Source organism: Gordonia marina (genome assembly GCF_052036135.1).
Classification (GTDB): Bacteria; Actinomycetota; Actinomycetes; order Mycobacteriales; family Mycobacteriaceae; genus Gordonia.
Window position 1 is genome coordinate 1 of sequence record NZ_JBPSDN010000047.1, and the last position, 26,592, is coordinate 26,592.

At 68.4% G+C, this 26,592-nt stretch carries 26 protein-coding genes and 1 pseudogene; 13 read left to right on the forward strand and 14 right to left on the reverse strand.

What is annotated here, in order from left to right; translation table 11 throughout:
* A partial coding sequence (locus ACSEEN_RS19575; RefSeq protein ID WP_440714072.1) for a hypothetical protein occupies positions 1-301 on the reverse strand: 301 nt, incomplete at its 3' end.
* 296 nt (positions 302-597) lie between these two features.
* Here ACSEEN_RS19575 and ACSEEN_RS19580 point away from each other — a divergent pair.
* Together ACSEEN_RS19580 and ACSEEN_RS19585 are read left to right on the forward strand one after the other, a co-directional pair.
* Positions 598-1,371, forward strand: coding sequence for a hypothetical protein (locus ACSEEN_RS19580; protein WP_440714073.1), 774 nt, complete (start codon positions 598-600; stop codon positions 1,369-1,371).
* Positions 1,371-2,153, forward strand: a complete 783-nt coding sequence (locus ACSEEN_RS19585; RefSeq protein ID WP_440714074.1) for a hypothetical protein — start codon at positions 1,371-1,373, stop codon at positions 2,151-2,153. The genes ACSEEN_RS19580 and ACSEEN_RS19585 overlap by 1 nt, the downstream gene beginning before the upstream one ends.
* On the opposite strand, the gene ACSEEN_RS19590 is transcribed toward ACSEEN_RS19585, so the two are convergent.
* From ACSEEN_RS19590 to ACSEEN_RS19600, 3 genes are all read right to left on the reverse strand, one after another.
* A complete protein-coding gene (locus ACSEEN_RS19590) occupies positions 2,146-3,168 on the reverse strand; it encodes an LLM class F420-dependent oxidoreductase (RefSeq protein ID WP_371308377.1) in 1,023 nt (340 codons plus the stop codon). The genes ACSEEN_RS19585 and ACSEEN_RS19590 overlap by 8 nt on opposite strands.
* A gap of 111 nt (positions 3,169-3,279) precedes the next feature.
* Entirely contained in the window at positions 3,280-4,605 is a 1,326-nt protein-coding gene (locus ACSEEN_RS19595; RefSeq protein WP_440714075.1) for a thymidine phosphorylase, read from the reverse strand.
* Positions 4,602-5,012 (reverse strand): cytidine deaminase, encoded by a 411-nt coding sequence (locus ACSEEN_RS19600; protein ID WP_440714076.1) that lies wholly within the window; start codon positions 5,010-5,012, stop codon positions 4,602-4,604. The genes ACSEEN_RS19595 and ACSEEN_RS19600 overlap by 4 nt, the downstream gene beginning before the upstream one ends.
* 193 nt (positions 5,013-5,205) lie before the next feature.
* Between ACSEEN_RS19600 and sdhC the strand changes: the two genes are divergently transcribed.
* From sdhC to ACSEEN_RS19625, 5 genes are all read left to right on the forward strand, one after another.
* Positions 5,206-5,613: a succinate dehydrogenase, cytochrome b556 subunit gene (gene sdhC / locus ACSEEN_RS19605; protein WP_247867026.1), complete on the forward strand. Its 408-nt coding sequence runs from the start codon at positions 5,206-5,208 to the stop codon at positions 5,611-5,613.
* A 15-nt stretch (positions 5,614-5,628) separates the two neighbouring features.
* Positions 5,629-6,063 (forward strand): succinate dehydrogenase hydrophobic membrane anchor subunit, encoded by a 435-nt coding sequence (locus ACSEEN_RS19610; protein ID WP_247867025.1) that lies wholly within the window; start codon positions 5,629-5,631, stop codon positions 6,061-6,063.
* A 16-nt stretch (positions 6,064-6,079) separates the two neighbouring features.
* A complete protein-coding gene (gene sdhA / locus ACSEEN_RS19615) occupies positions 6,080-7,834 on the forward strand; it encodes a succinate dehydrogenase flavoprotein subunit (protein ID WP_247867024.1) in 1,755 nt (584 codons plus the stop codon).
* Complete coding sequence (locus ACSEEN_RS19620) at positions 7,834-8,616, forward strand: succinate dehydrogenase iron-sulfur subunit (protein WP_247867023.1); 783 nt, start codon at positions 7,834-7,836, stop codon at positions 8,614-8,616. Before sdhA ends, ACSEEN_RS19620 begins: the two co-directional genes overlap by 1 nt.
* Positions 8,617-8,724: 108 nt before the next feature.
* Entirely contained in the window at positions 8,725-10,059 is a 1,335-nt protein-coding gene (locus tag ACSEEN_RS19625; protein WP_440714077.1) for a D-alanyl-D-alanine carboxypeptidase family protein, read from the forward strand.
* Between the two features lie 13 nt (positions 10,060-10,072).
* Here the strand turns inward: ACSEEN_RS19625 and ACSEEN_RS19630 are convergent, their stop codons facing one another.
* The 3 genes from ACSEEN_RS19630 to ACSEEN_RS19640 are packed head-to-tail and all read right to left on the reverse strand — an operon-like array spanning position 10,073 to position 13,073.
* A complete protein-coding gene (locus ACSEEN_RS19630; RefSeq protein ID WP_440714078.1) occupies positions 10,073-11,140 on the reverse strand; it encodes a YhjD/YihY/BrkB family envelope integrity protein in 1,068 nt (355 codons plus the stop codon).
* A gap of 33 nt (positions 11,141-11,173) precedes the next feature.
* Positions 11,174-12,202 (reverse strand): tryptophan--tRNA ligase, encoded by a 1,029-nt coding sequence (gene trpS, locus ACSEEN_RS19635; RefSeq protein WP_440714079.1) that lies wholly within the window; start codon positions 12,200-12,202, stop codon positions 11,174-11,176.
* A 13-nt stretch (positions 12,203-12,215) separates the two neighbouring features.
* On the reverse strand, positions 12,216-13,073 hold the full coding sequence (locus ACSEEN_RS19640) for an exodeoxyribonuclease III (RefSeq protein ID WP_298443869.1): 858 nt from the start codon (positions 13,071-13,073) through the stop codon (positions 12,216-12,218).
* A 99-nt stretch (positions 13,074-13,172) separates the two neighbouring features.
* Between ACSEEN_RS19640 and ACSEEN_RS19645 the strand changes: the two are divergent.
* Positions 13,173-13,754, forward strand: a pseudogene (locus ACSEEN_RS19645) (VIT1/CCC1 transporter family protein); the annotation flags it as partial.
* On the opposite strand, the gene ACSEEN_RS19650 reads toward ACSEEN_RS19645, so the two are convergent.
* The 3 genes from ACSEEN_RS19650 to ACSEEN_RS19660 form a co-directional block, all read right to left on the reverse strand.
* The gene (locus ACSEEN_RS19650; RefSeq protein WP_440714080.1) at positions 13,680-14,822 is read right to left on the reverse strand and encodes a cutinase family protein; all 1,143 of its coding nucleotides are present in this window, start codon (positions 14,820-14,822) and stop codon (positions 13,680-13,682) included. The pseudogene ACSEEN_RS19645 and the gene ACSEEN_RS19650 overlap by 75 nt on opposite strands.
* A gap of 216 nt (positions 14,823-15,038) precedes the next feature.
* Positions 15,039-16,277 carry an MFS transporter gene (locus ACSEEN_RS19655; RefSeq protein ID WP_298443872.1) on the reverse strand — a complete coding sequence of 413 codons (1,239 nt, stop codon included), beginning with the start codon at positions 16,275-16,277 and terminating at the stop codon, positions 15,039-15,041.
* A gap of 48 nt (positions 16,278-16,325) precedes the next feature.
* A complete protein-coding gene (locus ACSEEN_RS19660) occupies positions 16,326-17,891 on the reverse strand; it encodes a cutinase family protein (protein WP_440714081.1) in 1,566 nt (521 codons plus the stop codon).
* 243 nt (positions 17,892-18,134) lie between these two features.
* Here ACSEEN_RS19660 and ACSEEN_RS19665 point away from each other — a divergent pair, with 243 nt between their 5' ends.
* A complete protein-coding gene (locus ACSEEN_RS19665; protein WP_298445970.1) occupies positions 18,135-19,436 on the forward strand; it encodes a bifunctional o-acetylhomoserine/o-acetylserine sulfhydrylase in 1,302 nt (433 codons plus the stop codon).
* Between the two features lie 8 nt (positions 19,437-19,444).
* Entirely contained in the window at positions 19,445-20,596 is a 1,152-nt protein-coding gene (gene metX / locus ACSEEN_RS19670; protein WP_440714082.1) for a homoserine O-acetyltransferase MetX, read from the forward strand.
* Between the two features lies 1 nt (position 20,597).
* Here the strand turns inward: metX and ACSEEN_RS19675 are convergent, their stop codons facing one another.
* The 3 genes from ACSEEN_RS19675 to ACSEEN_RS19685 all read right to left on the reverse strand — a co-directional run bounded on the left by ACSEEN_RS19675 (position 20,598) and on the right by ACSEEN_RS19685 (position 22,337).
* The gene (locus ACSEEN_RS19675; RefSeq protein ID WP_298445974.1) at positions 20,598-20,921 is read right to left on the reverse strand and encodes a DUF3017 domain-containing protein; all 324 of its coding nucleotides are present in this window, start codon (positions 20,919-20,921) and stop codon (positions 20,598-20,600) included.
* A complete protein-coding gene (locus ACSEEN_RS19680) occupies positions 20,918-21,781 on the reverse strand; it encodes a bifunctional methylenetetrahydrofolate dehydrogenase/methenyltetrahydrofolate cyclohydrolase (protein WP_247867005.1) in 864 nt (287 codons plus the stop codon). The genes ACSEEN_RS19675 and ACSEEN_RS19680 overlap by 4 nt, the downstream gene beginning before the upstream one ends.
* Before the next feature lie 79 nt (positions 21,782-21,860).
* Complete coding sequence (locus tag ACSEEN_RS19685; RefSeq protein ID WP_440714083.1) at positions 21,861-22,337, reverse strand: PASTA domain-containing protein; 477 nt, start codon at positions 22,335-22,337, stop codon at positions 21,861-21,863.
* A 164-nt stretch (positions 22,338-22,501) separates the two neighbouring features.
* On the opposite strand from ACSEEN_RS19685, the gene ACSEEN_RS19690 reads away from it, so the two are divergent.
* The 3 genes from ACSEEN_RS19690 to ACSEEN_RS19700 all read left to right on the forward strand — a co-directional run bounded on the left by ACSEEN_RS19690 (position 22,502) and on the right by ACSEEN_RS19700 (position 24,585).
* The gene (locus ACSEEN_RS19690; protein ID WP_247867001.1) at positions 22,502-22,738 is read left to right on the forward strand and encodes a YgaP family membrane protein; all 237 of its coding nucleotides are present in this window, start codon (positions 22,502-22,504) and stop codon (positions 22,736-22,738) included.
* Between the two features lie 199 nt (positions 22,739-22,937).
* A complete protein-coding gene (locus ACSEEN_RS19695) occupies positions 22,938-24,038 on the forward strand; it encodes a type I restriction endonuclease (RefSeq protein WP_298445979.1) in 1,101 nt (366 codons plus the stop codon).
* Positions 24,039-24,099: 61 nt separating this feature from the next.
* Positions 24,100-24,585: a tRNA (cytidine(34)-2'-O)-methyltransferase gene (locus ACSEEN_RS19700; RefSeq protein WP_247866990.1), complete on the forward strand. Its 486-nt coding sequence runs from the start codon at positions 24,100-24,102 to the stop codon at positions 24,583-24,585.
* Positions 24,586-24,653: 68 nt separating this feature from the next.
* Here ACSEEN_RS19700 and ACSEEN_RS19705 read toward each other — a convergent pair whose 3' ends face one another.
* Positions 24,654-26,267 (reverse strand): HNH endonuclease signature motif containing protein, encoded by a 1,614-nt coding sequence (locus tag ACSEEN_RS19705; protein WP_440714084.1) that lies wholly within the window; start codon positions 26,265-26,267, stop codon positions 24,654-24,656.
* Positions 26,268-26,592 lie beyond the last annotated feature (325 nt).

Here is a 26,592-nt window from a genome sequence, read left to right on the forward strand (position 1 = left end):
GCCGGTTCCCGGCGAACACGATCGCGAACACTTCCACGGCCTGCGTGTACGGATCGAACAAGTCCTTCTGCTCTTCCCCGCCGCACACCCGGTCATCGAGTGCGGCGAGGGTGATGTCGAGGAACTGGCCGATCGCGTGAATCTGCTGCCAATACAGGAATGCCTGACCCCGCCACGCCGCCTCGGCATACACGATCCACTCGCGACACTGCGTCTTCTCATCATCAGCGGCGTCGGGGGCGACCATCCCGGCCGGAGTGAAATCCACACCCGTCCAGCGAGCGGCGAATACATCGGTCACCGGTCTCACCCCCCTTGCCCCGAACCATCTGTGTTCGATGACTATATGATTCATACTACTCACACATTACAGTGTGCGCCACTATTGGTTCTTGTGGTCTGGATAGAGAGTATCCGCTGGGTACGACCACACTCCTCGCCGCAGATCAGACAAACATCCAGGGCACGCCGCAGCGAAATGGGACGCCGATCATGGACCTCAACATCGAAGATGTTCGAATACGACACGTCATTCGCGAGCGCCCCGGCTAGGGGCCGGTGTCGTCGCATATCAAACCGAACGGAATGATGTCCCCCGTGACCGAAATCGGGGAATCCAGACCTGATCCCACCCGAGTGTCGCTCTCCGGGGCCCTGCGGTGGGCATGGACCAGATGGCGAACGTCGGCGGGTGTCTTCGCGGGAGCGACGGCGCTGTGGGCGGCCGGACTCCTCGTGACCGGCGTCGGCGTCTCCTGGGTGATCAGCGCGATCGTGCAGGTCGCATTCAATCTCATGTCGATCGCACCGGACGAGTCGTTCGACGAGGGCAGCACCTATTGGGCGGTCGCCGGCTACGCGGTCTACCTGGCCTGGATGGCCCTCTTGGCGGTCGCCGCATCGTGCTGGCTGCGGCCGGCGGTCGCGATCGCCGATGGCCAGCGACCCGAACTCGGCGACTTCTTCCGGCCTCTCGCGGCCGGATCGGTCCTGCTCGTCGCACTGGTCTTCGTCGTCGTGTATTCGGTGATCGACGTCATCGTCGCCTCCTACCTCGACGCGCCCTGGCTCGCCACCATCCTCGAGGTGATCATCGTGTATCTCTTCGCCTGGGCTCCCCTCGCGGCCGTGGACCGGCCACAGCCCTCCGCGATCGCCGGACTGCACGAGGGAGCGGTACTGGCGCTCGCCCGCCCGGGGGCCACCTTCCTGACCGCCCTCGTGTGGGCGGTGTCCATCGCCCTCGGCGCCGCGGCGATCCTGGTCGGCCTGCTGGTGACCGTCCCGCTCGCCACCCTCACGACGATCTACCTGTACCGCGCCTTCAGCGGGCACCCGCTGACCGGCACGGACGACGTGACGCAACCATGATGACCGATGAACTCCGGCCGGCGACGTCCACGATCGTCTCTCCGCGCGCAGCGCTGCGCTGGTCGTGGACCCGTTTCCGCGAGACTCCGGCGGCTCTCGCCGGAGCGACCGCACTGTGGCTGCTCGTCCTGGTCTGGGTGGTCGTCGCACTGCAATGGGCTAAAGATCTGTTGACCGGCCACCTGTATCACCGCGCGCTGGAGGCCGCCGCCGGCGGCGGCGACATCACCTCCGGCAACGACTTCGTGGCCGCGATGTCCACATATCTCCGGTTCGTCGATACGGCGCCCTACATCGAACAACTCATTTTCGTCATCCCGTCGGCCCTGCTCACCTCGTGCGCGGTGCATGGCCTGCTGGTGATCGCGGACGGGCAACGGCCGCACCTCGCCGACTTCTTCCGCGCCGTCTCCTTCTGGCCGATCCTTCTCTTCTCGCTCGCCGGCACCGGGCTGTCGATCGCCGACGAACTCGTGGTCAGCAAGCTTCTCTGCCTGACCTGGCTCTACGTGGCCATCGAGATCATCCTCGCCCTACTGGTCGCGTGGATGCCATACGCCATCGCGGACCGGCGCGGCGCGCCTGTGCTCGCCGCCGTCGGCGACGGTCTACTCCTGGCCGTCAGGCATCCGGGTCAGACGATCGTCGCCGGGCTACTCGGTATCGGTCTGATCCTCGCCGGGCTGTTCCTGCTGGGCGTCGGTCTGCTCGTCGCCCTTCCCCTCGGCGGACTGGTCGCGATCTACTACTTCCGCACGCTCCGCGGACGGCCGCCTACCTGAACAGCGGCGCCAGGGTCTCGCCCGCGAGGCGCACCATCCCCGGAACATGGCCGTTCGCGACCATGTTGAACACGATCCCGTCCAGCCCGCGGTCGAGGACCCGGGTCTGAATCTGCTCGGCGACGTCGTCGGGCGTGCCGACGAACATGCGCGCGGTGGCGCGCGCAAAGGTCTCGTCGTCGAGCGTGGCCGGGTCGGTGCCGAGCTTGCGGAGATATTCGCCCACCATCGCCCGGGCGACGTCGCCGTCCTCGTCCATCATCACGAAGCCGAGCAGGCTGGTCTCCAGCGTCGACCGGTCGCGGCCCGCCTCCTCGCAGCGGGCGGCGAGCGCGTCGAGCTTGCGGGGGATCTCGTCGGGCGAGCAGTTCATGTTGATGTGGTCGGCGTAGCGGGCGGCGAGCGCGAAGGTCTTCTTCTCGCCCGCCCCGCCGAGCATGATCGGCAGATCGGTCCGCACCAGCGGGCTCGCGAACGCCCCGTGCGATGAGTAGTACTCGCCGTCCACCTCGGGCCGCCCGCCACGCAGCATCGGTTCGATGATCGTCAGCGCCTCCGAAAGCTTGGCGAACCGGTCGGTGAAGGTCCCGAACTCGTAGCCCATAGCGTCGTGCTCGCGCTCGAACCAGCCCGCGCCGATCCCGAGCACGGCGCGGCCGCCGCTCACCGCATCGAGGGTGGTGACGGCCTTGGCCAGCAGCGCCGGATTCCGGTAGGTGTTGCCGCTGACCAGCGTCGACAGCTTGATCGACGACGTCCCCGTGGCGAGCGCGCCGAGCGCCGTGTAGGCCTCCAGCATCGGCTCGTCGAACGCGCCGATGCCCGGCAGCTGGAAGAAGTGGTCCATCACGAACACCGTGTCGAAGCCGGAGTCCTGCGCCTCCCGCGCCTGGGCGAGCACCGACGGGAAGATGTCCGAGTCCGGCCCGCGGACACCGTGCAGCGGATCGGGGTAGGTGAAGTTGGGGATCTGGTAGCCGAGCCGGATGCGGTTGTCGGTGGTGCCGGAGGTCATGGAAGCCACGGTAGCCCCGCGCCGCCGGCCGCGCGCCGCGATCTTCCGCAGATCCGCGCGGGGCCGGATCCGATCAGCGGATCGGCGCGCCGGGCGCGCGGATCCGCTGCGTCAGCCGGACGCCGGAGAGGGATCGACGCGCCCGATCACCCGGTCCACCGGCGGCAGTCCGGCCGGCGCGTCCGCCCCGACCTCGTAAGCGCCGTCCAGCCGCGCGAGGGCGCGGTCGAAACGAGCCGGATCGTCGGCGTGCAGGGTCAGCAGCGGCGTCCCCTCGCTCACCCGATCACCGACCGCGGCGTGCCACGTCACGCCGGCGCTCGGCGACACCGCCGCCCCCGGCGCCGACCGGCCCGCGCCCAGTTCCCAGGCGGCCAGGCCGACGGCGAGCGCATCGAGTCGCGTGAGAAAGCCGGACGACGGAGCCGCCACCGAGCAGGTCTCGGCGGCGCGCGGCAGCGGCGCGCCCGGATCTCCACCCTGTGCGGCGATCATCGCGCGCCAGGCGTCCATCGCCTGACCGCCGGCCAGGTGCTGCGCCGGATCGACGTCGGGCAGACCGCCGGCTGCGAGCATCTCACGGGCCAGCGCGAGGGTCAGTTCGACGACGTCGCGCGGCCCGCCACCGGCCAGTACCTCGACCGCCTCGGCCACCTCCAGCGCGTTGCCCGCGGACCGGCCCAGCGGCGACGACATGTCCGTGAGCAGCGCGCAGGTGCGCACCCCGGCGTCCGAGCCGAGTTGGACCATCACCCGCGCCAGCTCGGCGGCGTCGTCGTACGTCGTCATGAACGCCCCCGACCCGACCTTCACGTCGAGCACCAGCGCACCGGTGCCCTCGGCGATCTTCTTGCTCATGATCGACGCCGCGATCAGCGGGATCGACGCGACGGTTCCGGTCACATCACGCAGGGCGTAGAGCGCCCGGTCTGCGGGGGCCAGGTCGTCGGACGCCGCACAGATCACCGCGCCCACCTCGACGAGCTGCGCGCGCAGCCGGGCCGGCGTCACCGACGCCGACCACCCGGGAATCGCCTCGAGCTTGTCCAGTGTCCCGCCGGTGTGTCCGAGGCCGCGGCCGGACAGCTGCGGCACCGCGAGCCCGTACGACGCGACCAGCGGGGTGAGCGGCAGGGTGATCTTGTCCCCGACCCCGCCGGTCGAGTGCTTGTCGACGGTCCGCAGCGCCCGCCCGCCGCGAGCGAGTCCGGACAGGTCCATCCGGCGCCCCGACGCGATCATCGCCGCCGTCCAGTCGGCGATCTCCCGGCGGCTCATGCCGCGCCACACGATCGCCATCGCCAGCGCCGACATCTGTTCCGGCGCCACCGTGCCCGCGGTGAATCCGGCGACGACGGCGTCGATCTGCCCGGCGGTCAGTTCCCCGCCGTCGCGTTTGGCGCCGATCACGCTGACCGGATCGGTCGCGGCCGTCATCGCGGACCGTCCGCGCGCTCAAGATCGGCCGGACCGAACGCCTCGGGCAGGAGTTCGGCGAGCGCTCGCGGACCCGCCGGGGTGTCGACGACGAGGCCCGGTCCGCCGAACTCGAGCAGCACCTGACGGCACCGCCCGCAGGGCAGCAGCACCCGGCCGTCCGGGTCGCAGACCGAGACCGCGCGGAGGCGTCGAACACCGGACGAAACGGCCACCGCGACCATCGCCACTTCCGCGCACACACCGAGCCCGTATGAGACATTCTCCACATTGCATCCGGCGACGATGCGGCTCTGCGATCCGATGCCGGCCGCCCCGACCGGAAAGCCCGAATAGGGGGCGTAAGCCCTGGTCATCACGTCCCGCGCGGCGGCACGCAAGGCGTCGAAGTCGATTTCAGTCGTCATGGCCACTCTCCATTAGCCCGGAATGAAAAGGTAAGGCATACCTAATGTTCAGGTGCGTTTCGGGTCACTTTGTCACGGTCATTTATGACAACCCTCAGCAGGGGTTTAAAGTCAAGAGTCATTGGGTCCTTCGGCCGTTCCGACGCGCCACCCGGCCCGCAGAAAAGTCGACACTCTGGAGGCGTAGAACGCGATGAGCACCCCCACCGAGGTTGCACCGGATCCGGTGCGCAAACGCTCCCTGTACCGCGGAGACCCCGGGATGTGGGCCTGGGTGCTCCAGCGCATCACGGGCGTCTCGATCTTCTTCTTCCTGTTCGTGCACGTGCTCGACACCGCGGTGATCCGGGTGAACCAGAACACGTACACGGAGATCATCCACACCTACCAGACCTGGTACATCGGCCTGATGGAGATCGGCCTGGTCTTCTGCGTGCTGTACCACGCGCTGAACGGTATCCGGGTGATCCTCATCGACTTCTGGGGCAGCGGACCCAAGTACCAGCGGCAGATGCTGTGGATCGCGATGACGGTCTTCGCGGTGGTCTTCATCGCCGGCGCCGTCCGCCTGCTGCAGATCCTCATCGTCCACACCTTCTAGGGAGCGGTGACAGACATGACTGTTGAAGCCAAGACCATCATCACCGACTACGACCGCCCGCCGAGCCTCGACGCTCCCCGTGCGCCGCGCGGTCTGTCCCGGACCAACTTCGAGAAGTGGGCATGGCTGTTCATGCGCTTCTCGGGCATGTTCCTGGTCATCCTGGCCATCGGCCACATCTTCATCATGCTGGCGTGGAGCGACGGTGTGCACCGGATCGACGCCGCCTTCGTCCTCGAGCGCTGGCGCCAGCCGTTCTGGCAGATCTGGGACCTGCTGATGCTGTGGCTGGCCGAGTTGCACGGCGCCAACGGCCTGCGCACCGTGATCGCCGACTACTCGCGGAACGACAAGACCCGCTTCTGGCTCAACTTCCTCCTGGCGATCTCGGTGATCCTGGTGCTCGTGCTCGGCACCTATGCCCTCCTCACCTTCGGCAGCAGCTCCTAAGGAGATCTGAAAACTCATGCAGGAACATCGCTTTGACGTCGTCATCGTGGGCGCTGGTGGCGCCGGGATGCGCGCGGCCATCGAGGCCGCTCCCCGGGCCCACACCGCGGTGCTGACCAAGCTCTACCCCACCCGCAGCCACACCGGCGCGGCGCAGGGCGGCATGTGCGCCGCCCTGGCCAACGTCGAAGAGGACAACTGGGAGTGGCACACCTTCGACACCGTCAAGGGCGGTGACTACATCGTCGACCAGGACGCCGCCGAGCTGATGGCCAAGGAGGCCATCGACGCGGTGCTCGACCTGGAGAAGATGGGTCTCCCCTTCAACCGCACCCCCGAGGGCCGGATCGACCAGCGCCGCTTCGGCGGCCACACCCGCGATCACGGCAAGGCCCCGGTCCGCCGCGCCTGTTACGCCGCCGACCGCACCGGCCACATGATCCTGCAGACGCTGTACCAGAACTGCGTCAAGCACAACGTGGAGTTCTTCAACGAGTTCTACGCCCTGGACCTCAACCTCACCGAGGACGAGAACGGCGAGCCCGTCGCCAGCGGTGTGGTCGCCTACGAGCTGGCCACCGGCGAGATCCACGTCTTCCACGCGAAGTCGATCGTCTTCGCCACCGGCGGCTCGGGCCGCATGTACAAGGTGACGTCCAACGCGCACACCCTCACCGGTGACGGCATGGGCATCGTCTTCCGCAAGGGCCTGCCGCTGGAGGACATGGAGTTCCACCAGTTCCATCCGACGGGCCTGGCCGGCCTGGGCATCCTCATCACCGAGGGCGTCCGCGGCGAGGGCGGCATCCTCCGCAACGCCGAGGGCGAGCGCTTCATGGAGCGCTACGCCCCGACCATCAAGGACCTCGCGCCGCGCGACATCGTCGCCCGTTCGATGGTGCTCGAGGTGCTGGAAGGCCGCGGCGCCGGCCCGAACAAGGACTACGTGCTCCTGGATGTCACGCACATCCCGGAGGAGACCCTGATGGCCAAGCTGCCGGACATCATGGAGTTCTCGCGCACCTACCTCGGCGTCGATCCGGTGACCGAGCTGGTGCCCGTCTACCCGACCTGTCACTACGTGATGGGCGGCATCCCGACGACGATCACCGGCCAGGTGCTCGCGAACAACGAGCAGGTCGTGCACGGCCTGTACGCGGCCGGCGAGTGCGCCTGCGTGTCGGTGCACGGCGCCAACCGTCTCGGCACCAACTCGCTGCTGGACATCAACGTGTTCGGCCGTCGTGCCGGCATCGCGGCCGCCGAGTACGCCAACACCCACGGCTTCGCGCCGCTGCCGGAGAACCCGTCGGCGATGGTCGAGAACTGGGTGGCCCAGATGCTCAGCGATCACGGTCACGAGAACGTCATGACCATCCGCACCGAGCTGCAGCAGACCATGAACGACAACGCCGCGGTGTTCCGCACCGAGGAGACGCTCAACCGTGCGCTCGAGGACGTCCGCGCCCTCAAGGCCCGCTACGACCACGTCACCGTGCAGGACAAGGGCAAGCGCTTCAACAGCGACCTGCTCGAAGCCATCGAGCTGGGCTTCCTGCTCGAACTGGCCGAGGTCACCGTCGTCGGTGCGATCAACCGCAAGGAGAGCCGCGGCGGCCACGCCCGCGAGGACTACCCCGACCGCGACGACGCGAACTACATGGTGCACACCATGGCGTACAAGAAGGGCGACGGCCTGATCTCGGAGATCGAGCTCGACTACAAGCCCGTCGTTCAGACCCGTTACGAGCCGATGGAGCGGAAGTACTGATGACTGCCACCCTCGAAAACGATTCGGTCGCTGCCCAGCCGACGCCGCCGGTTCCGGACGGCGCGACGATGGTCACGCTGAAGATCTACCGGTTCAACCCGGAGGATCCGGACGCCCAGGGCTTCGAGAGCTTCCGCGTCCCGGCACTCCCCTCGGACCGTCTGCTCAGCCTGCTGCTGTACGTCAAGGGCTACCTCGACGGCACCCTGACCTTCCGCCGCAGCTGCGCGCACGGCGTGTGCGGCAGCGACGCGATGCGGATCAACGGTGTCAACCGGCTGGCCTGCAAGCTCCTCATGAAGGACCTGCTGCCGAAGGACTCCACCAAGGAGATCACCATCACCATCGAGCCCATCAAGGGACTCCCGGTGGAGAAGGACCTCGTGGTCGACATGGAGCCCTTCTTCGACGCCTACCGCGCGATCAAGCCGTTCCTGATCACCGACGGCCACCTGCCGTCGAAGGAGTTCATCCAGTCGCAGACCGACCGCGCCCGCTTCGACGACACCACCAAGTGCATCCTGTGTGCGTGCTGCACCACCAGCTGCCCGGTGTTCTGGACCGAGGGCTCCTACTTCGGCCCGGCCGCGATCGTCAACGCACACCGATTCATCTTCGACAGCCGCGACAAGGGCACCGTCGAGCGGCTGGACATCCTGAACGACGCGGACGGCGTCTGGCGCTGCCGCACCACCTTCAACTGCACCGATGCGTGCCCGCGTGGCATTCAGGTGACGCAGGCGATCCAAGAGGTCAAGCGCGCCCTGATGTTCTCGCGATAAGAACCACTCTGCAGCCCCCGGCGAACGCCCCGTACATCCCCTGAGCTTGTCGAAGGGAAAGTACGGGGCGTTCGCTGTTTGGTCACCAGGCGGTACTATTACTGCCTCATGCGCCTGCACCACGTGTTCCGGAGTCTGCCCGCCCTGGTCGCGGCCGCGATGATCGCCGGGTCGGTGCCGCTGACCGCACCGGCCGCCGCGGCGCCGGGCGACGCGTCCAGCGTCGTGCCGACCGGAAGTCCTGCCGCCACCACCACGCCGGCCCCGGATCAGTCGTGCCCGCACCGGGCCACCCCGCCGCCCGCGGTCGACGATTCCGAGACCGTCGCCCCCGGCGACACCACCCCCGCTCCCCTGCCGGTGCCCGCCGCGCCGGTCGGCGGGAATCGGCTCGGCGACTGCGGGGTGATCGCCGATCCGGCGGCCGGCCCGACCCCGGCCGATCTGACCTCGCAGGGCTGGCTGATCGCCGATCTGGACAGCGGCCACATCATCGCCACCCAGGACCCGCACGGCCGGTTCCGCCCGGCCTCGACCATCAAGACGCTGCTCGCACTGGTCGCCCTGGAGGACCTCGACCTGAACAAGCCGGTCGAGGCCAACGCCCGCGACTGGTCCATGGAGGGCGACGCCTGCGGTGTCGGGCCGGGCGGCAAGTACACCATCCGCGACATCGTGACCGGCCTCCTCGTGGTCTCCGGCAACGACTGCGCCAACATCCTGGCCCGCGAACTCGGCGGCTACGACGAGACGCTGGCCAAGATGAACGCGAAGGCGAAGTCGCTCGGCGCGCTGGACACCCGCGCCGCCTCCCCGTCCGGGCTGGATGCCGCCGGAATGTCGACGTCGCCCTACGATCTCGCCGTGATCTTCCGCGCCGGCATGCGGAATCCCGAGTTCGCGAAGCTGGTGTCGACCAAGACCTACGAGTTCCCCGGCTACCCGCCGCGCAAGGACGTCCCCGGCGACGAGAACCATCCCGCCTACCTGATGCAGAACTCCAACTCGCTGCTGGTGCAGGGTGTGCCGGGCATGACCATCCTGGGCGGCAAGACCGGCTACACCGACGACGCGAAGAAGACCTTCGTCGGCGCCGCCGAGCGCGACGGCCGCAAGATCCTGATCGTGCAGATGTACGGCCTCACCGAGGGCACCAACACGTACCACGACCAGGCGGTCCGGATGTTCGAGTACGGCTTCGCGGCGCCGGCGTCGGTCTCGGTGGGCACCCTGGACAACCCCGCCGCGCAGCATGCTCACCTCACCGCGACGCAGACCCGCGAGACCCCGTCGGGCTCGGATTCGCTCGCACTCGGCGTGCTGCCGGCGGTACTGATCATCGTGGTGGTGCTGGCCGGCGCCGCGCTGCTGGTCTTCGCGGTCCGGCGCCACCGTCGTCGCGCCTCGGTGCCGGGCGACGACACCACCGGCTCCGAGCAGTAGCGCGAGGCGGGTCTCAGCGGCGCCGCAGCCACCCGTAGACGCCGGCGGCCGCCGCCCCCAGCCCGGCCGCGGTGAGCAGGGCGCGGGTCTTCGGCGCCACGGGTTCCTCGTACACCGGTGCCAGCACGACCGGCGCCGGCTGTTCGGGCGGCGGGACGTCGAATTCGTCGACGATCCGGTACTGCGCGTTGTCCTCGCTGGCCGCCGACCACGCGGCCGCGTACAGCACGATCCGCGACGCGAGGTAGGTGAAGACCATGACACCGAGCAGCGGACCGAAGGCGACACCCGCCGGGCTGGTGAGCACCGACTGCAGGTACAGCCCGCCGAGCTCCTTGAGGACGGTGAAGATGATCGCGGTGGTCAGCGCAGGCCAGCGCACCGCCCGCATCGGCACCGGATGCAGGGGCAGCCGGGCCAGCACGATCGAGAACAGCCACCAGGTGCCCAGGGTGGCGATCAGCGTGCTGCCCCAGCGCAGCAGCGTCACCTGCCGGGTGAGCCAGGCCAGGTCGAGCCAGTCGAGCAGCGCGTGCGTCACCGGCCCGACGGCGAGCGCGGTGAGCGCGAAGGTCAGCACGAACATCAGGCCGAGGAAAAAGAACGTCGCCAGGTCCGAGACATACGACTTCACCGCGTTGCGCTTGACCCGGCCGCCCCACATCTCGCTGAGCGCCGTACGCACCAGTGACATCCAGCCGATACCGGTGAACGCGGCGCTGAGCAGACCGATCACGCCGACCGCGGCACGCGAATCGATGGCCGACTGGATCACTCCGCTGAGCGTCTCCCCCATCTGGCCGGGTGCGGCGTCGACCACGGCGTCGACCATCCGGTCGACCAGCTGCGGCTGGCTCGCCAGCACGAAACCGGCGATCGCGAAGGTCACCATGAGGATCGGGACCAGCGACAGGATCCCGGAGAAGGTGATCGCCGCGGCGTAAACGTTGCCGCGGCGATCGGTGTACCGCGCCAGCGTGTTCAGGATGTGGGTGAGCCACGGCCAGCGCACCTTGAGATCGTTGAACAGCGCCGTGGCCCACGCCACCAGCGCCTTGATCTTGCCCACGATCGCGCCCATCGGTTCCTGACGCTACCTGTCCGGGCTCCGCGATCAGCCGCGCGGTGCCAGAAAACCGATCTTGTCGTACACGTCGGCGAGCGTCCCGGCGGCCACCTCGCGGGCCTTCGCGGCACCCTCGGCGAGCACCGCGTCGAGCCCGGCGCGGTCGTCCAGGATCTCGTCGACCCGCCCGCGCAGCGGGGTGACGAAGGCGGACAGCGCGTCGGCGGTCTCGACCTTGAGGTGCCCGTACTGCTTGCCCTGATAGCTCACGACCAGCTCGTCGATCGAGGTGCCGGTGAGGGCGGACTGGATGGTGAGCAGATTGGAGACACCGGGCTTGTTCTCCCGGTCGAAGACGATCTCGCTGCCGCTGTCGGTGACCGCAGAGCGGATCTTCTTGGCCGAACGCTTCGGATCGTCGAGCAGGTTGATCAGGCCGTTCTCGGTCTCGGCCGACTTGCTCATCTTCGCGGTCGGGTTCTGCAGGTCGTAGATCTTGGCGAACTCCTCGACGATGAACGCCTTGGGCACGGTCAGTGCCTTGCCGTACCGCTTGTTGAAGCGCTGCGCGAGGTCGCGGGTGAGTTCCAGGTGCTGGCGCTGGTCCTCGCCGACCGGGACGTCGTCCACCTGGAAGGCCAGGATGTCGGCGGCCATCAGGATCGGATAGGTGAACAGGCCGACGCCGGCCGCGTCCTGCCCGGCCTTGGCCGACTTGTCCTTGAACTGCGTCATCCGGCTGGCTTCGCCGAAACCGGTGAGGCAGGTGAGCACCCAGGTGAGCTGGGCGATCTCCGGGACGTGCGATTGCACGTAGATCGTCGACCGCTGCGGATCCACGCCGAGAGCCAGCAGCTGGGCGACGCTGCGGAGCGTCCGCTCGCGCAGCACCGCCGGATCCTGCGGCACGGTGATCGCGTGCATGTCCGGGATGAAGTAGTAGGCCTCGTCGAACTCGTCCTGCAGGGCCACCCACTGGCGGACCGCGCCCAGGTAGTTGCCGAGGTGGAAGGAGTCGCTGGTCGGCTGGATTCCGGAGAGCACCCGGCGCGGCCGGGCGGGAGCGGGGGCGGTCATGGCGTTCATTCTCTCAAACCCCGGAAACCGAGAATTCGACGGTCACCGGCGCGTGATCGGACCACCGCAGGTCGTACGCGCCGGCGCGATCGACCCAGGAACGACGGGTCCGCGCGGCCAGCTCCGGGGTCGCGAGGTGGTAGTCGATGCGCCAGCCGGCGTCGTTGTCGAAAGCCTTTCCCCGCCACGACCACCAGGCGTACGGCCCGGCGACATCGCCGTGGTGTTCGCGGGCGACGTCCACCCAGCCGGCGCCGAGCCGCGCGGCGACCCATTCGCGCTCGTGCGGCAGGAACCCGGCGTTCTTAAGATTGCCCTTCCAGTTCTTGATGTCTCGCTCGTCCGGCGCGATGTTCCAGTCCCCCGCCACCACGGCCGCGCGGCCCGACGCGAGCAGGCCGTCGAGATACGGGCCGAAGGAACCAAGGAAGCGGCGCTTCTCCTCGTGCTTCTCGACGTCCTTGGGCTCATCGGTGAGCGCTGCCCCGGACGGCACGTACACCGAGGCGACGGTCAGCGCGTCATCACCGGTGCCGAAGTCGGCCTCCAGGTAGCGGCCCAGCGTGTCGAACTCGTCGTCGCCGTAGCCGACGCGCACCGCCTCCGGTGCGGTCTTGGACAGCACACCGACTCCCGAGCGACCGGCGACGGCGGACTCGGTCATCGCCAGGTGCCAGCCGGCGTCGAGCGCGGGGGCCAGCGCCTTGCGGGTGAGCGCCTCGGAGGCCCGGATCTCCTGCAGCAGGACTACATCAGGATCACGCTCGGTGAGCCACGGCAGCATTCCGTGGTTGCGCTCGTTGCGGGTCTTCACCGCCGCCCGGATGCCGTTGACGTTGACGCTGACGACGCTGATCGATCCCGTGCTCACGGGGATTCAGCCTATCGGGCGTTCCGGTTCCGCCGCCCGCGCCGTCGTCCCGACTACTGTCGGACCATGGGGAACCGGCTGATGCGGTGGTGGCGGGACATGGATCCCGGCGACGTGCGCGAACGCATCACCGACGTCAACGACGGCATCCTCGCGATCACCGGCACCGGGCTCGGCCTGGCGGGCGCCGAGGTGGGGGCGTCGACGTCGTACGCGGTCCTGGGGATCACCGCGACCGCCGGCACCCTGTCGATGTTCGCGGTGAAGCTCGGCGAGATGATGGCCGAGCGCGAGGCCCAGCAGTCGGCGGCCGACCACGAACGACGGAACCTCGACGCCGACCCCGAAGCCGAACTGGCCGAGCTGATCGCCTGGTTCGAGCGCCACGGCGTGCAGTCGGCCACGGCGCGGCGGGTAGCCGAGGAGATGTCCGACGCCGACGCGCTGGGCGCGCAGCTGGAACTCGAGTACGGCTTCGGCGGGGTCGCGACCTTTCGGGAGACGGTGACCGCCGCGCTGTGGGCCGGGTTCGCATTCTTCCTCGGAGCGTTCCTCCCGGTCCTGGTGACCGTGCTGGTACCGCTGCAATGGCGCACCGAGTGGACGCTACTGGTCGCCGGGTGTTCGCTCGCCGCGACGTCGCTGGTCCTGGCCCGCCGTGGCCACTCCAATGTCACGATGACCGTCGTCCGATCGCTGCTCATCGGCCTCGCGACGCTCGCCGTGACCTATCTGGTCGGCGACTGGCTGATCTGAACCCGGGGACATCTTCCCCAGCGCTCCGGCCGTCTCGGTGACGACCGCGATCACTCCGCGGACGGTCGGCTGCGGCACCACGGTCTGCTGCGGCACCACGGTCTGCTGCGGCACCACGGTCTGCTGCGGCACCACGGTCGGGTCCGGAACGGTGGCCGGCGCCTCGATCGGCGTGACGCCGATCGAGGCCAGCGCGGGCGTCACCGTCGTCTCCGCCACCTGGACGACGGCGGGTTCGGCCGGGACCACGCAGTCGTCGACGTCCGGTGCCGGCGAGGCACCCGAGCGGCAGTCCCAGACCGCGGTGTCGCTGACCGGCGCATTCATCCGGGCCGGGTAGTACCCGTGCTTGGTGAAGTATCCGACGACGCCGTCGATCGCCCGGAGCGGGTGCCACAGCGGGGACGGCAGGTCGCAGATCGGATCGCCCTGCAGGCAGTACTCGGTCACCGGGACGTCGCCGAAGCCGCCCGGCCGGGGCCCGCTCATCGTGGTGCCCGGGAGCAGCCCGATCAGGACGTTCTCGATTCCGCCGCCACCGGCCGGGTCGTCGCGCCGGGGGTCCGAGTACAGCTCGCCGGACAGCCCGTGCGGATCGATCCGGGACCGTCCGTTGGCGGCGTCGGAGAGCACGTCCCCGGCGATGCGCGCACCCTGCGAGTAGCCCGCGATCGTGACCGGACGCCCCGGGCACCGCCGCTGGTACGACTCCACCGCCCGGCGCGTCGCCGCCTTGCCGAGAGCGACGTCGTCGTCGTACGGAATGGTGCCGAGCGGGGCGAGCTGGGTCGGATAGTCGACGTACTGCACGTCGTACCCGCGGGCCTTGTATCGCGCGCCGATGCCGGTGACGCCACCGGTCGGGAGCCCCTGGGCGTTGCGGGGCGCCTGGGTGCCGGCGACGATCACCACACCGCCGTTGCCGCATCCCTTCGCGTGTGCCGCACCGGCGAGCGCTCCACCCGTCGCCGCCGCGAGAGTGACGGCGACCACGGCGCCGATTCCTATGAGTTTGCTGAAAGTCCTTGCCACGCAAAGGAATCAACAGTGCTCCGGGGGTACCGGCAACCGCTGGGCGCGGCCTGGGCGCAATGTTCAACGATCCGTCATCTCCGGACGCGCCGCTGAACACCGCACGTCATCTCGCGGCAACACGGCACGAGACGCAGCTCACCGTGGGGTATCTCCGGTGAGGTCGCCGGTCCCGGCTCACGCGAGTTCGACGGATTCCTCGTGGTGGGTCCGGCGATCGGCGCCGCTACCGCGGCCGCGCACGACGGCGACCGCGAAGACCGCGAGACCGGCGAGCGCCAGCCCGGCGCCGACCGCGGCGGGCGCGCGATAGCCCAGACCGTGCGCCAGCACGAGCCCGCCGAGCCACGCACCGAGGGCATTCGCGACGTTCAGTGCCGAGTGGTTCATCGCCGCGGCGACCGTCTGGCCGTCGTGGGCGACGTCCATCAGCCGGGTCTGCAGCGCGGGAATCGCGATGCTGCCGGTGGCCCCGATGACGAAGGCGAAGAGCACCGCCAGCCATCCGATGCCGAGCAGGAGCGAGAAGGCCGCCAACGCGACGCCGACCGACGCCAGCCCGGCGACGACACCGAGATCGACGCTGCGGTCGGCGAGCCGGCCGCCCACGATGTTGCCGGCCACCATGCCGCAGCCGAACAGCATGAGCGCCACCGGCACGATCGACTCGCTCACCCCGCCGACCGAGGTCAGCGCGGTGTTCAGATAGCTGTAGAAGGCGAACAGGCCGCCGAAGCCGATCATCCCGACCGCCAGCGTGAGCAGCACCTGACCGTTCCGGAGGGCACCGAGTTCGGAACGCATGTCGCCGATCGGCATCGCCGACAGGTCCGGCACCACCCACACCAGCGCGGCGACGGTGATCGCCCCGATGACCACCACCAGCGCGAGCGCCGACCGCCAGCCGAGGGCCTGCCCGATCCAGGTCGCGGCGGGGACCCCGAGCACGTTCGCCACCGAGAGACCGAGCATCACGTAGCCGACCGATCTGGCGCGCTTCCCCGGTGCCGCGAGGTGCGCGGCCACCAGTGCGGCCACCCCGAAGTACGCGCCGTGCGGCAGACCCGCGATGAACCGCGCGGCCAGCAGCGCCGGGTAGGTCGGCGCGACCACACTCAGCGCGTTGCCCGCGGTGAACGCCACCATCAGCCAGATCAGCAGCCGGCGCCGCGAGACCTTCGCGGCGATCGCGGTGATCAGCGGCGCACCGATCACCACCCCGAGCGCGTAAGCGGAGATCAGGTGGCCCGCGGTCGGCTCGCTGATCGACAACGACGACGCGATGTCCGGCAGCAGCCCCATCGCGACGAACTCGGTGGTCCCGATCCCGAACCCGCCCAGCGCGAGCGCCAGGATCACCCAGCCGAACCGCCGTGCGCCGGCGCCCGTCGTCGGATCCGTGGCAGGAGGCGTCAGATCGTGCACTCCGGGGTCAACACCCCGTCGGCCCGGATTGATTCCGGCTCAGCCGATGACTGTTCTCACATCCGCCACGTCGTCGTCCGCCGCGTCGCCGTCGGCCGGCGGCTCGGCCCCGTCGCGAGCCACAGTCTCGTCGGCCCCGTCGCGAGCCGCGGTCTCGTCGTCCTGGACCACGGTCTCGTCGTCCCCGGCCGCGGTCAAATCGTCCCGAGCCGGCGAGCCGACCCGCTCTCCAAATCCGGCCGGGTCCGGCGCGGACGACGGCGGATCCACCGGGTCGGCCGCCGGCCCGTCGTCCATCACCCCTTCATCGACGACCCGCGGACTCATCGACGCCGTGGGGTGCGCGGTGAGTCCGTCCAGCGCCTCCGAAGCCGCGGACTTCACGGCGTTGACCGGCATCGTCGCGATCGACAGCACGCTCTTGCCCAGTGCCTCCAGGCTCGCACCGATCGCACCGACGTCGAAGCGGGCGAGACCGTCGAGCAGGCCCGTGAACACGAACACGTCCGGCAGGTAGCCGCCGTAGCCGAGGTTCGGCAGCTGCGGCAGCACCGCCATCACCGGGGTGAGGTACTTCTGCAGGTCCGACAAGTTCGCGTGCGGGAAGATCCCGTCGATGTCGGGCAGCGCACTCCAGAAGTCGAGCACCTGGCGCGGCGGCAGCCCGACCAGGCCACGCACGCCGTTGATCACGTCACGCCGGACCAGGGAGATCGACGACGGCGCGGGCACCACGCAGTCGATGTAGCCGTCGCCGTTCGGTGTCTTGCTGACGCAGTTCCACGCGCCGCCGGTCACCGGCTGATACATCCGCCACGGGTAGTAGCCGTGCTTCACGAAGTAGCCGACGAGGCCGTCGATCGCGCCGAACGGGTCGTGCAGCGGGTCGGGCAGGTCGCAGATGGGGTCGCCCTGGTAGCAGTAGCTGGTCACCGGGATGGTCCCGAAGCCGCCGGGGCGGGCACCGTTCATCGTCAGCCCGGGGATCACCCCGAGGAACGACAACTCGATGCCGCGCCCGCTCTCCGGTCCGTCGCGACGCGGGTCGGAGTACAGCTCACCGCGCATGTTCTCCTGCGAGATCCAGTACTCCTCGCCGTCGATCACCACCTTCTTGTAGGTGATGCCGTTGCCGGTCATGGTCTCCGCCGACGTCGCGACGCGGTTCAGGACGTCACCCGCGACGCGCGCGCCCTGCGAGTAACCGACGACGACCACCTCTCTACCGGGGCATTCGCGCTGGTACTCGGCAATCGCCGCCACCGTCGCGGCGGTCCCGCGCGCCACGTCATCGTCGTACCCGACCGTGCCTATCGGCCAGAGCGTCGTCGGATAGTCCGGTTTGATCACCTTGTACTCGTTCTGGCCGGCATAGGTGCCGTCCGCCGGACTCTTGCCGGTATACCGCTGCTGCACACCGAGTTGCGACGGCGCACCGACGTCGGTGGTTCCGGCGACGATCACCACCGCCCCGGCCCGGCAGTCGGGAAGGTCGTCGGCGCGGGCGGCCCCCACGCCGTCCGGTGATCCGGCGGCGCACAGGAGAACGCAGGCGGCGGCGATGATGGCGAAGCGGCGCGCACGCGCGCCGGATGAGATGTTCATGCTGCGGGTCCTCGGGCTGGCGGCGACCCCCCGAAGGCCGCCCGACTCCACCATCGTGAGACGTAGATCACATTTCGTCTATCCTCCGAACAGTGGACATCCGCGCGGTGAACCGCCGGGCTTAGCACGACCGGCGACCACCGGGAGGGTTTTGCTCAGCGCAAATCCGACGTTCGGGGTGCCGGACCGGGGTGCTATATCCTCAGTCGCAGGCCCTGACCCCGAGAAAGAGGATCGCCACCCATGTCCGACGCCAACGACTGGAGCTTCGAGACCCTGCAGGTGCACGCCGGACAGCCGGTCGGTGACACCAAGGCACGCGCGCTCCCGATCTACCAGACCACGTCGTACGTCTTCGACGACACCGACCACGCGGCGAACCTGTTCGCGCTGGCCGAGCCCGGCAACATCTACACCCGGATCATGAACCCGACGCAGGACGCCGTCGAGCAGCGTCTGGCCGCCCTCGGCGGCGGCGTCGCGGCGCTGCTGGTGTCGTCCGGACAGGCCGCGACCACCTACGCGATCCAGAACATCGTCGAGGCCGGCGGCCACGTGGTCTCCAGCCCCCGCATCTACGGCGGCACCTACAACCTCTTCCACTACACCCTGCCGAAGTTCGGCATCGAGGTGAGCTTCGTGGAGGATCCGGACGACCTGGAGTCGTGGAAGGCCGCGATCCGCCCGAACACCCGCGCCGTGTTCGGTGAGACCATCTCGAATCCGCACAACCAGATCCTGGACATCGAAGGTGTCGCGAAGGTCGCCCACGACGCCGGGCTTCCGCTGATCGTCGACAACACCGTCGCCACCCCGTACCTGCTCAACCCGATCGCACACGGCGCCGACATCGTCGTGCATTCGGCCACCAAGTACATCGGCGGCCACGGCACCGCCATCGGCGGCGTGATCATCGACGGCGGCAACTTCGACTGGCGTGTGCAGCGCGACGGCGAGGACCTGTTCCCCGGGTTCACCACCCCGGATCACAGCTATGGCGGCGTGGTGATCGCCGACCTCGGCGCCCCGGCGTACGCCCTCAAGGCGCGGATCCAGCTGCTCCGCGACACCGGCTCGGCCATCTCGCCGTTCAACGCCTTCCTGCTGGCCCAGGGCATCGAGACCCTGAGCCTGCGGGTGGAGCGTCACGTGGCGAACGCCCAGAAGGTCGCCGAGTACCTGGAAGCGCACCCGCAGGTCACCTCCGTGTCGTACGCGGGCCTGCCCTCGTCCCCGTACTACGAGCGCGGCCAGCAGCTGCTTCCCAAGGGTCAGGGCGCCATCGTCAGCTTCGAGATCGACGGCGGTGTCGAGGCGGGCAAGAAGTTCGTCAACGCCCTGGAACTGCACAGCCACGTCGCGAACATCGGCGACGTCCGCTCGCTGGTGATCCACCCGGCGTCGACCACGCACAGCCAGCTCTCCCCCGAGGAGCAGCTCGCCGCCGGCGTGACCCCCGGCCTGGTCCGGCTGGCCGTCGGCATCGAGAACATCGACGACATCGTGGCCGACCTGGACAAGGGCTTCGCGGCCGCGAAGGCTTGAGTGTCACCGTGTCGTTGAGCTGCGACGCGGTCGCGACGATCAGCGGCGCCGACTGGACCTCCGGTCCGGACGGCGTCAGCATCGCCGTGCCGATCGGCGATCTGGAGCTCGAGTCGGGGCGGCGGCTCGAGGACGTGACGGTCAACTTCCAGCGATGGGGCACTCCCACCGCGGATCGCGACAACATCGTCCTCGCGCTGCACGCCCTGACCGGCAATTCGCATGTCACCGGCCCGCCCGATGAGCGTTTCTCGATGGAGGGCTGGTGGAACGGGCTGATCGGCCCGGGCTGCCCGATCGACACCGACGAATGGTGCGTGATCTCGCCCAACGCGATCGGCGGCTGTTTCGGTTCGACCGGTCCGGGGTCGCTCGCGCCCGACGGTGCGCCGTGGGGTGCGCGTTTCCCCCGGCTCACCGTGCGCGACCTGGTCGAATCCGAGCGGCGGGCGTTCGCCGAGATCGGCGTGACGCGGTTCGCCTCGGTCGCCGGCGGTTCGATGGGCGGCGCCCGCGCCCTGGAGTGGCTCGTCACCCATCCCGGGCTGTTCGATTCCGGTCTGGTGCTGGCGGTGGGCGCCCGCGCCTCCGCCGATCAGATCGGCACCCAGACCACGCAGATCGCCGCCATCACGTCCGACGCCGACTGGCAGGGCGGCGAATACTACGGAACCGGCCGCGCCCCGATGGCCGGGATGGGTATCGCGCGGCGGATCGCTCACCTGAGCTACCGGTACGACCGTGAGCTCGACGAGCGCTTCGAGAATCTGCCGCAGGGCAGCGAGAATCCGCTGGCCGACGGCCGCTACAGCGTCCAGAGCTATCTGGAGTACCAGGCCGAGAAGCTGACTCACCGGTTCGACCCGGGCAGCTATGTGGCGCTCACCCACGTGCTGAACAGCCACGATGTCGGGCGGGGCCGCGGCGGGGTCCGCTCCGCGCTGGCGGCGTGCGACGTGCCGATCGTCGTCGGCGGCATCGACTCCGACCGCCTGTATCCGCTGTATCAGCAGGCCGAACTCGCCGCCGAACTGGGCAACTGCCCGGACGGCCTTCAGGTGGTGCGCTCCGGGGCCGGGCACGACGGTTTCCTCACCGAACGCGGACCGATCGGCGATCTGCTGACCCGCACGATGGAACTGGCCCGCGCGCGACGCTGAGCTACAGCGTGTCGCCGGTCCCCAGGGAGTCGATCGACGTCGCGAGCCAGATCACCAAGACGCCGGCCGCGGCCATCGCGCCGATGTCGAAGGCGCGGCTGCGCACCTGCAGGAGGCCTGCGCGCTCACTCGGCAGTGCGGCCCGCAGGGCGGCGCCGAGCAGGAGCGCCGCACCGAAGGCGACGCTGCCGCGGCGCCAGCGATCGAAGAGCACCAGGATCGCGGCGACCGCCACCACCGCGAGGACCGCGAAGAACGGGATCTGCCGCACGATGCGCTGCCTGCGCCGGGTGCGACGCTGGCGACGGGCCTCGATGGTGGTCATTCCGACCGGGCCGCCAACTGCTGCTCGGCCCGCTCGACGACGTTGACCAGCAGGAACGCACGCGTCAGCGGGCCCACTCCCCCGGGATTCGGGGAGACCGCACCGGCCACCTCCCACACTCCGGGGTCGACGTCGCCGACCAGGCCGTCGGGGCCGCGGCTGACGCCCACGTCGATCACGGCGGCGCCGGGCTTCACCATGTCGGGGGTGATCAGGTGCCCCACACCGGCCGCGGCGACGACGATGTCGGCGCGCCGCACCTCCTCGGCGAGGTCCCGGGTCCCGGTATGGCAGAGGGTCACCGTGGCGTTCTCGCTGCGGCGCGTCAGCAGCAGGCCGATCGGGCGGCCGATGGTGATGCCGCGGCCGACCACCACCACGTGGGCGCCGTTGATCGGGATGTCGTACCGGCGGAGCAGGTGGATCACGCCGCGCGGGGTGCACGGGAGCGTCGACTCCTTGCCCAGCACCAGACGGCCGAGGTTGATCGGGTGCAGCCCGTCGGCGTCCTTCTCCGGGGCGATCCGTTCCAGCGCGGCGTTCTCATCGAGGTGCTTCGGCAGCGGCAGCTGCACGATGTAGCCGGTGCACGCCGGGTCGTCGTTCAGCTCGTCGATGGCGGCGTTCAGCTCGTCCTGCGTGATGTCGGCGGGCAGGTCCCTGCGGATGGAGGCGACGCCGATCTTCGCGCAGTCGCCGTGCTTGCCCTTGACGTACGAGTGCGATCCGGGATCGTCGCCCACCAGGATCGTGCCGAGGCCCGGGACGATGCCCGCCTCGCGCAGCCGGTCCACGCGCGCGGTGAGGTCGTCGAAGATCTCGTCGCGGGTGGTCTTGCCGTCCAGTCGAATCGCCGTCACGACTCCCCATTGTTCCATCCAGCACGCCGATCACCCCAGCGGGGCGGTCGGTGTGGCGCTCCGAAACGGCGGTGCGCGGTCAGCCGTGCGGGCAGTTGTTCGGTTCGCCGGTCTTGACCACCGAAAGGACCGCGTCGCCCTCGCCGAACTGCGCGCCGGGCGCCGGACGCTGGGCGACGACGATCCAGTTCCGGTCCCACACCTGGTGCCGGCCCTTGCCGGTCGCGTCCTCGCTGCGCGAGTAGAAGACGCCGTGCTTCTGGATGGTGTCCTGTGCTTTCTGCAGGTTCATGCAGACCACGTCGGGCATGATGCCCTTCTTGGTGGCGACCTTCTGGTCGTCGGTCGGCTTGACCGACGACGCGCCGGACACCGGCGCCGTGCCGCCCGTGTCACGGTGGGTCGTCACCGGCGGCGTGGCGGTAACGGTGGTGGCCGAGGGGGTCACGGTGACCGTCTTCGCCGTCTCGTTCGACGACGACCCGCATCCGCTCAGCGCCAGCATCCCGGCGACGCCCACGACGACCGCCGCCCCACGAACAGTCTCCGAGCGCATGACCCCTCACTTCCCTCCGGCTTTGCACCGTTTGTACCAGCCCCGGGCGCCACGCCTCGGCCGAGCCGTCCCGCGGCGGTCGAGCCGCCGCGGGTTTCGGGCGACACATCTAGATACCCCATGGGGTATATTTGTGAGACTTGCCCGCTTCTCGAAGGAGTCTCATGTCGATCTCGCGTCATACCGGTCGATTCCTCACCATCGACCGACTGGTACCGGCCCTCGCATCGCTGATGATCGTCGTCAGCATCGTCCTGGTCGCCACACTCGGCCCCTGGTGGCTGTTCCTCACCGGATTCGTCGCCGCCAATCTGGCGCTCTACGCGTTCGCCGGATGGTGCCCGGCGTCGCTGATCATGGAGAAGGCGGGTCTTCAGCGATCCGGGGTCTGCCCGCGTTAAGAGGCTGAGGTGGTGGCGGAGCATCCCAGCCCGGGCCCTTCGACCTCAAGATCATCTCCCACCAGCCGTACCCCCCCAACACCGACGACGCCATCCGGATCTCTACGAACATCAGGGGCCTTCGTCTCGCAATTTTGCGATCTCAGGCCCTCGTGTGGTCGACCGGGATAGCCTCCCGATACACATGGGAGGATTCGCTATGAGCACCGCAGAGGCAGTCAAGGCACTCGCCAGCAAGGTCCGGGCCATCCAGGACAGCATCGAGACAGAGGAGGCAACTAAGAACGCCTTCATCATGCCGTTCATCTCCAACGTACTTGGATATGACGTGTTCGACCCGACCGAGGTCGTTCCAGAGTTCACCGCCGACGTTGGACTCAAGAAGGGCGAGAAAGTCGACTACGCGGTATTCCACAATGGTGAAGTTCAAATTCTCATCGAATGCAAACCCATCGGTGCCCCGCTCGATTTGAAGCATGCCAGTCAGCTTTTTCGCTATTTTTCGGTCACCTCAGCAAGAATTGCGATTCTCACCAATGGTCGAGAGTATCGAGTCTTCACCGACGGCGACCTACCGAACCGGATGGATGACAAGCCGTTTCTAGTCTTTGATCTTCTCGACATCGACCGAAGCCTGCTCCCCGAGATCGAGAAACTTGCGAAGGACTCATTCGATCTCGACTCAGTGATCAACGCCGCACAGGAGCTCAAGTACGTCGGCGGCATCAGGAGAGTAATCGCGAACGAGGTCAAAGACCCGTCCCCCGAGTGGGTTCGATACTTCGTCGGTCGCGTCTACGACGGCAAGGCGACGCAAAGAGTTCTCGACCAATTCCGCCCACTCGTCGCCCAGGCCCTCAGTCAGTACATCGGCGCACAAGTCAATGAGAGACTGAAGACCGCCCTTGGCGAAGAGGCAACATCGATCGAGAACGAGACCCCTGAACCTAGACGAGTAACAGACACAAGCCATGTGGCACCGTCGAACGATTCACCCACCGATCCAGATATCGTCACCACCGACGAAGAACTCGAAGGATTCAATATCGTCCGAGCAATCGCGGTGTCCGAAGTCGCCCCGGAACGAGTAGTTTACCGCGACTCGAAATCTTACTTTGCCGTACTTCTCGATGACAACAACCGGAAGCCGATCATCAGACTTCATCTGAACGGAAAGAGTGTGAAGTTCGTTACCACCTTCGAGAACGGCAAAGATGGAACTCGACACGACATCGAGACCGTGGTCGACATCTATCGAATCGCTGAGCAGGTGCGGCTGACAATCCGCAACTACGAGTAGGCGGAGGCCAGTCGCACCCCCGACGACTGGATCGCGACCCGCGCTGAGAGATGATGGCGGGGTGTCCCAGCCCGAGCCGTTCGACCTCAAGATCGTCTTCTACCAGCCCTGCATTCCGCCTAACACCGGCAACGCCATCCGGATCGCGGCGAACACCGGGGTCCAGCTCCATCTGATCGAGCCGCTCGGCTTCACCATGACCGACGCCCAGGTGAAGCGCGCGGGCCTGGACTATCACGAGATGGCACACGTCACCGTGCACCCCGATCTCGAGGCCGCGTGGGAGGCCCTGCGGCCCGAGCGCGTCTTCGCCTTCACCGCGAAGGCGAGCCGCTTCTACACCGACGTCGAGTACCGCCCGGGCGACGTCCTGCTGTTCGGTCCCGAGCCGACCGGGCTGCCTGACGAGGTGCTCGACGACGCACACGTCACCGACCGCCTCCGTATTCCGATGCTGCCCGAGCGTCGCTCGATGAACCTCGCCAACGCGACCAGCGTCGCCCTCTACGAGGCCTGGCGCCAACAGGGCTTCCCCGGCGCCGTCTGACGATCCGCGTGACACTCCAGGTCGGGTCGGCCGTGCCCGCCCTGGGAGCCTGCCCACACTGGTGGTGGTCAGGCTGCCAGATGCTGTTCGAGAAGGCGTTCGACGCCGGAGGTCGTGCTGCCCTCCGGTGCAGGTCCAGCGGGCACGTCGGGGTGAGGTGCCTCGACGCCAAGGCCCCCGGCCCGCTCGCCGGTGTCGCTGGTCTCGCCGAGGCGGTGGTTGACCATCGGTGGCGGACTGCGGTCTTCGGCCGGGAGGTCTGGGCCGGTGCGGAGTTTGTCGGGGTGGAACAGTGGGTTGACGATCCACGGCCCGGCGCGTCCGACCGGACGCCAGCCGACGCGGCCTTTGTCGGGGCCGTCGGTGAGGACGGTCGATTCCCAGGTTCCGGGTTGTTTGCCGTTCCACCGATTGTGTGTCCCGCACGCCCCGCCGAGATGATCGGCGTCGGTGGGTCCGCCGTCCTGCCAGTCGGGCATGTGGTGCATCTCGCACTGGGCGAACGGCCGGGTACAGCCCGGCGCGGTACAGCCGCGATCGCGGGCGAACAACGCCAAGCGTTGCGCGCGCGACGCGAGGCGGTGGGCGCGCCCGAGGTAGAGGGGCTGCCCGGTGGCCTTGGCGAACACGGCCAGGTAGGGGACGGCGTTCGCGGCGATCTTCACCAGGTCCGATACGGGGATCCGGGTGCCAGTGGTAGTCCACGCGATCCCAGCCTGCCGGGCCAGGTCCTCATCGGAGACGGTGACCACGATCTGATTGCGCAGACTCTCCGGACGCGCGTGGGTGTTCTGGGCATTGACCCAGGCGAGTAGGGCCAGGAGAGCGTCGTGCTGGCGGCGCCCGAGGAGCCGGTCATCGCGGTCGGCCGCCGCCGCCAGCACCGCCGGGTCGAGACCGGGCTGATCGGCCGCACCGTGCGGGGAGTCCGGATCGTTCGGGTTGTTCATGCCGGGAGCGGCCCACTGGACGAACACGACCTCGAACTCCGCCCGCAACTGCGGCGTGATCCGGGCCTGCACCGCGCTCATGAGTTGCCGGTCCTGGGCGGACAGCCGGAACTTCGCTTGCCGCTGCCGGTCTTTGTCGTCGGCGAGGGTGCCATCGGGATCGAGATGGGCCAGAATCCGGTTCCCGACGATCGTCACTCCGGACGGATTGAGCCGCCGGGCGGCGTCGGCGAGCATGGCCTCAGCCTTCACCCTCTCATCCGGGTCGACCGAGGTGGGGATTTTGTCCATCACTTCCTCGATCACCGACACGTGCGTCTCGCCGATCGCCCCGTCGGCGACCGCGGCGGCGGTCGCCGGGAACTTCGGATCGAGACGCTGGCCGGTCATGGCGGTGAACCGGCCGATCGAGGCGGCCACGGCCCGGCGGCGCCGGGATTCGCCCTCCCCGATACGTAGTCCCTGGGTGAGGAGTTGGTGCATGGTGTTGTATCCGGCCCGCTGGCAGGCACCGCGGTCGGAGATCTCCACGAACACGGCTGCGTCGACCCCGACACCCTTGCGGCGGGCCTGCTCCCGCGACTCCAACAGATCCAGCAACCCATCCTCGGACAGCGCAGCCAGCGGCGCGTCCGCGAGAGATTCCTCGGCGGCATCGATCACCGCGACCAACTCGGCGGGAGACAGGCCGGCCAGGACGCCACGGGCATCGAACACGTCATCGTCACTCATCGCGGACCCCCTTCCGGCCGATGATGGATGGTTCTCCTCCCACCTCAGGATAACGCACACCAAGATGTGAATACAACAGTTGGATAGAACTTATTTTCGATTAATTCACAGCGTGCCATGCCGCCGGACATAGCGGTGGAACCCGTCCGCATCGGACGGTCTGGGCTCCGCCACATCGCCGAAACCCGCAAGAAGGCTGGTCAAGCCCCAAGTAGTGGTGTAACTCGTTGTTGATCCTTCGGTGGTGGTCAGGCTGGTATTTGCATCAGGTCATCGGTGGTCACCTCCGTCGTCGAGTCGGTGTTTGTGTCGGTGGTCAGGGTCA